This window comes from Veillonella sp. (assembly GCF_019414865.1).
Lineage (GTDB): Bacteria > Bacillota > Negativicutes > Veillonellales > Veillonellaceae > Veillonella.
In genome coordinates, this window is the sequence record NZ_DXLG01000048.1 from 1 (window position 1) to 4,760 (window position 4,760).

Annotated in this window: 7 protein-coding genes; all 7 read right to left on the reverse strand. The window is 36.3% G+C overall.

Annotation, left to right across the window (positions count from 1 at the left end; all coding sequences use genetic code 11):
- Positions 1 to 5: 5 nt before the first annotated feature.
- Positions 6 to 473: a hypothetical protein gene (locus tag QZ334_RS04470; RefSeq protein ID WP_005386756.1), complete on the reverse strand. Its 468-nt coding sequence runs from the start codon at positions 471 to 473 to the stop codon at positions 6 to 8.
- An 11-nt stretch (positions 474 to 484) separates the two neighbouring features.
- Positions 485 to 976: a pantetheine-phosphate adenylyltransferase gene (gene coaD, locus QZ334_RS04475; RefSeq protein ID WP_024066177.1), complete on the reverse strand. Its 492-nt coding sequence runs from the start codon at positions 974 to 976 to the stop codon at positions 485 to 487.
- 4 nt (positions 977 to 980) lie between these two features.
- The gene (rsmD, locus tag QZ334_RS04480; RefSeq protein ID WP_295232290.1) at positions 981 to 1,532 is read right to left on the reverse strand and encodes a 16S rRNA (guanine(966)-N(2))-methyltransferase RsmD; all 552 of its coding nucleotides are present in this window, start codon (positions 1,530 to 1,532) and stop codon (positions 981 to 983) included.
- Positions 1,533 to 1,599: 67 nt separating this feature from the next.
- Positions 1,600 to 2,598, reverse strand: a complete 999-nt coding sequence (locus QZ334_RS04485; RefSeq protein WP_295232293.1) for an NAD(P)H-dependent glycerol-3-phosphate dehydrogenase — start codon at positions 2,596 to 2,598, stop codon at positions 1,600 to 1,602.
- 3 nt (positions 2,599 to 2,601) lie between these two features.
- Positions 2,602 to 3,198, reverse strand: coding sequence for a glycerol-3-phosphate 1-O-acyltransferase PlsY (gene plsY / locus QZ334_RS04490; RefSeq protein ID WP_024066174.1), 597 nt, complete (start codon positions 3,196 to 3,198; stop codon positions 2,602 to 2,604).
- Positions 3,198 to 4,532: a ribosome biogenesis GTPase Der gene (gene der / locus QZ334_RS04495; protein WP_060924659.1), complete on the reverse strand. Its 1,335-nt coding sequence runs from the start codon at positions 4,530 to 4,532 to the stop codon at positions 3,198 to 3,200. The genes plsY and der overlap by 1 nt, the downstream gene beginning before the upstream one ends.
- 113 nt (positions 4,533 to 4,645) lie before the next feature.
- Positions 4,646 to 4,760, reverse strand: a 115-nt coding sequence (locus QZ334_RS04500; RefSeq protein ID WP_295232306.1) for a hypothetical protein, incomplete at its 5' end; no start/stop codon positions are given.

Here is a 4,760-nt window from a genome sequence, read left to right on the forward strand (position 1 = left end):
TAATATTATTGGTTTTCTTCTGTACGTTGTTCAGTTTGTTTCAAACTTTCACGATTTTGACGTAAGCTTTCCAATGTTTTTTCTAAATTGTTTTCCACATATTTAAGAACATCACCAGCATATTGAATGGAGCTGGATTTCAATTCCTCAGAGGATTGGTTAGCTGCATTGATAATTTGATTAGCTTGTTCTTGAGCTTGTTTAACTAGTTCACTTTCAGCAGTTAATTTAGCAATGTAGTCTTTAGCTTGATCAATCAAAGTTTCAGCTTGACGTTGAGCATCAGCTAGCACTTTATCTTTATCTGCTACAATACGACGAGACTCTTCAAGTTCCAATGGTAAAGACTCTTGAATAGAATCAATAATACGCATAATTTCGTCTTCCTCAACCATACGTTTTGTAGTCATAGGAATACGGCTGCTAGATTCAATAAGAACCTCTAAATCTTCTAATAATTTTTCTGTTTTCATACATTTCACCCCTATTTATTATGGACCGTATTAAAGCGTTCTTCAAGTTTTTCCTTAACATCATCCGGAACTAAACCATCTAGCTTACCGCCAAATTTTGCAAGTTCACGAATACCTGTGGAGCTGACGAAAGAGTATTTGTTATTTGTCATAATAAATACAGTTTCAATATCATCATCCAAATATTTTGCAAACAACGCACGTTGAAATTCATATTCGAAGTCACTTAAAGCTCGTAATCCTCGAATGATTATTGTGGCATTCTTAGATTTAACATACTGGTTAAGTAGACCACCTGTACAATCAATTTCAACATTAGGAATATGTTTGACAGAATTTTGAATCATCTCAACCCGTTCTTCCATAGTAAATAAGGAATTTTTATTTGGGTTAGAGCTGACAGCAATGATTAATTTATCAACTAATCGACTGCCTCGTTCAAAAATATCAACATGTCCATTTGTTACTGGGTCAAAACTACCCGGACACACACCTATACGCACAGGTTTAGCTCCTTTCAGCAGTGTTTACAAAATAGGAAACCATGGTATAACCAAATTTCTGTTCTTTTAAACATTTCCATGATTCAGGCAAGGTAAATGCCTCGTCCTTATGGTGCTCTAGTAGTAAAACACCTTCAGGCTTTAATAAATCACAGTCTACAACCATATCTATGGTCTCTTGTATAAATCCATTTTCATATGGTGGATCAGAAAAAATATAATCGAACTGTCGTCCCATTATATAATTTTTTAATTGTGAAAGTTTCCTCGGAATGATTTCTAACCGATCCTCCACATGACAATGTTTGGCATTCTCTAAAATCAATTTTCCTGTTTTAAAGTCTACCGCTACTGCATGTGCTGCACCACGACTTAAGGCTTCAATAGCTACTGCACCTGTACCTGAAAATATATCTAATACATGAGTACCAAATATACCTCTATTAGATAATACATTAAACACACTTTCACGAACACGATCAAGTGTAGGTCTAGTATCTACCCCTTTAGGTGCTTTTATAGTATGTCCCTTTGCAGTTCCGCCAATAATTCGCATACAACCCTCACAAGATTATACTCATTAATTATAGTATATAAATAACCAAATTAAAAGTATCTTTTATTTATGATACTTCAATTTTAATATCTCGTCCCATCAATTCTGCTAATGCCAAAGCAGGAGATTTTTCCTCATATAAAACTTCATACAATGCCTTTGTTATTGGCATTTCAATTTGATGTTCACAAGCCATTTTATAAATAATGTCAGTAGCAAAGAAACCTTCTACAACCATATTCGTATGATTAATAATATAGTCCATTGTTTTACCATCTGCTAATTTTTGTCCAGCAGCCCGGTTGCGACCATGGGGACTCATACATGTGGCAATCAAATCTCCCATACCAGCAAGGCCAGCATAGGTTTCTTTTTGTGCCCCTAAGGCTACACCAAAGCGGGTCATCTCATGCAACCCACGTGTTAAGAGCAATGCTTTACAGTTATCCCCTAACTTTAGACCGTCTACAATACCAGCAGCGAGAGCAATAATATTCTTTGTAGCCCCTGCTAACTCAACACCAGTAATATCAGTATTTGCATAAATTCTAAAGTTTTGACTACATAATGCTTTCTGTAGCATCGTAGCCACATCAAGATCTTCTGTACTTAAAACAGATGCAGCCGGTAAATCGCGTCCAATTTCCTCCGCATGATTTGGACCAGATAAAACAGCGAGATTACATCCAACTGTTCCTAGAACCTCTCTCATAACTGTAGTCAGCAATTTACCAGTAGTACGCTCTACACCTTTTGAACAAAGTATATACGATTGTTCTTTATGAGCATATGGCTTAATAGACTCTAAACTAGTACGTACATGTACAGATGGCGTAACCATGAGAATGATATCAGCCCCTTTAATACAGGTAGCAAGATCTGAACTATATACTAATTCATTTGGTAATGTTACGCCAGGTAAATACTCTTTATTCTCCAAATCTTTAGCTAATTGATCTGCAAATTCTGGGCGACGACAATATAAAGTTGTGGTATTTCCAGCTAATACGGATTTAATAGCAAGAGCAGTACCCCAGCTACCAGAGCCGACAACAACAACATTCATATATTAATCCTTTTTGATACGTTCTACTTTTAACTCATTACCTGCAAGTAAACGTTTGATATTATCCCAATGGCGAACAATGACAAATAAAGCAGCCAAAGCGCCAAAGCCAACGAACCAATAAGATTCGCCTGTAAAATACATTAAGATTGGTACCAAAGCGGCAGCTATAATTGATCCTAGTGATACGAGCTTAGTGAAATAGACAATAACGCCCCATACCAAGAAGGCAATCAAAGCAACTAATGGTGACAAAGCAATTAATACACCTAGTCCTGTAGCTACGCCACGACCACCTTTAAAGCCTAAGAATATAGACCAGTTATGGCCCATCATAGCAAGAATACCACCTAAGATCATATACATAGGTCCATAAGAGGATAATAATACTACCCCAGCCGCGCCTTTTAAGGCATCACAGAGAAATACAGGTAATGCAGCTTTGAGACCTATAACGCGATAGGTGTTAGTGGCACCTATATTTTTAGAACCATATTGGCGGACATCTGTATTAAAGAAGGTTTTACCGATAATTAAACCACTAGGAATTGAACCAATAAGATATGCCAATATAGCATATACGATAACCATAATATCCATTAGTCTTCATCATCTCGTTTCTTACCACGCAACACTAAACGAATTGGTGTTCCTTCAAAGCCAAAGGACTCACGTAATCTATTTTCCAAGAAACGCATATACGAGAAGTGAATTAACTCTGGTTCATTTACAAACAAAATAAATGTAGGTGGTTTAACACTTGCTTGTGTCATATAGTAAATCTTTGGAATTCTGCCATTACGAGATGGTACAGGATTTACTGTTTGAGCATCTTGCAATAATTGATTTAATGTACCTGTAGATACACGGCGATACTGTTGTTCAGAAACGAATTTCAACATATCAGCTAAACGATGAATACGTTGCTTAGTCAATGCAGATGCAAATAGAATCGGCGCAAACTGTAAGAACCCTAATTCATCATAAATATCTTCAGTAAAGCGCAGAGTTGTTTTATCATCTTTTTCAACAAGATCCCATTTGTTTACAACAATAATTACACCCTTGCCTGCTTCATAGGCATAACCAGCAATTTTCTTATCTTGTTCTGTAACACCATCTTGAGCATCAAGTACAAGAACAACAATATCCGAACGGTCTACAGAGCGTAAAGAACGCACAATACTATATCGTTCAACAGCTTCTTCGATTTTAGATTTACGTCGCATGCCTGCAGTATCGATAAGGACAAATTTTTGATCTCCATGAGTCCAATATGTATCGATGGAATCACGTGTTGTGCCTGCTACATCAGATACGATTACGCGGTCTTGCCCTAATAATGCATTAGTCAAAGAAGATTTACCTACATTAGGACGGCCAATAACCGCTACGTGAATAGTATCTTCATCATCAACATTTGTACCAACTGGAGGAAAATGTTTAACCGTATCGTCAAGCAAGTCACCTAAATTCATTAAATTCTTAGCAGAAATACCAATTGGATCACCTAATCCAAGATTATAGAATTCATAAATATTAGGTTCTTGATTAACACTGTCAATTTTATTAACAACTAAAACTACAGGTTTGCCGCTAGCACGTAATATATTTGCAACTTCTTCATCGGCAGGAACAATTCCTTGTTTACCATCAACAACAAATAAAATTACATCCGCTTCTTCAATTGCTAATTCAGCTTGTAAACGCATCATCTTAGGAATAACATGACTATTATCTGTTATGAATTCGATACCACCTGTATCTATCATTGTAAATTCACGATTTAACCACTCTGCGTCAAAGTAAATACGATCCCGTGTTACACCAGGAATATCTTCAACAATAGAGATTCGTTTATTAACAATGGCATTAAAAAGTGTAGATTTCCCTACATTTGGACGACCTACAACAGCCACTAATGGTTTTGCCATGGTTTCACCTCATTATCTAATCTAATACATTACTATATTTTATCATATTCTACGTAAAGTACGCAAAAAGGCTAACCAAGGAAACCTTGGTTAGCCTTATATTAGACAATGAATTATTCAGCGTCTTCTGCAGTTTCTTTTGCTTCCATCAATTCAGTTAAAGCCAAACCCAATTTCTTTTCGTCTTTGTTTAGAGAAATGATTTTAACTTCTACTTCTTGACCGCGG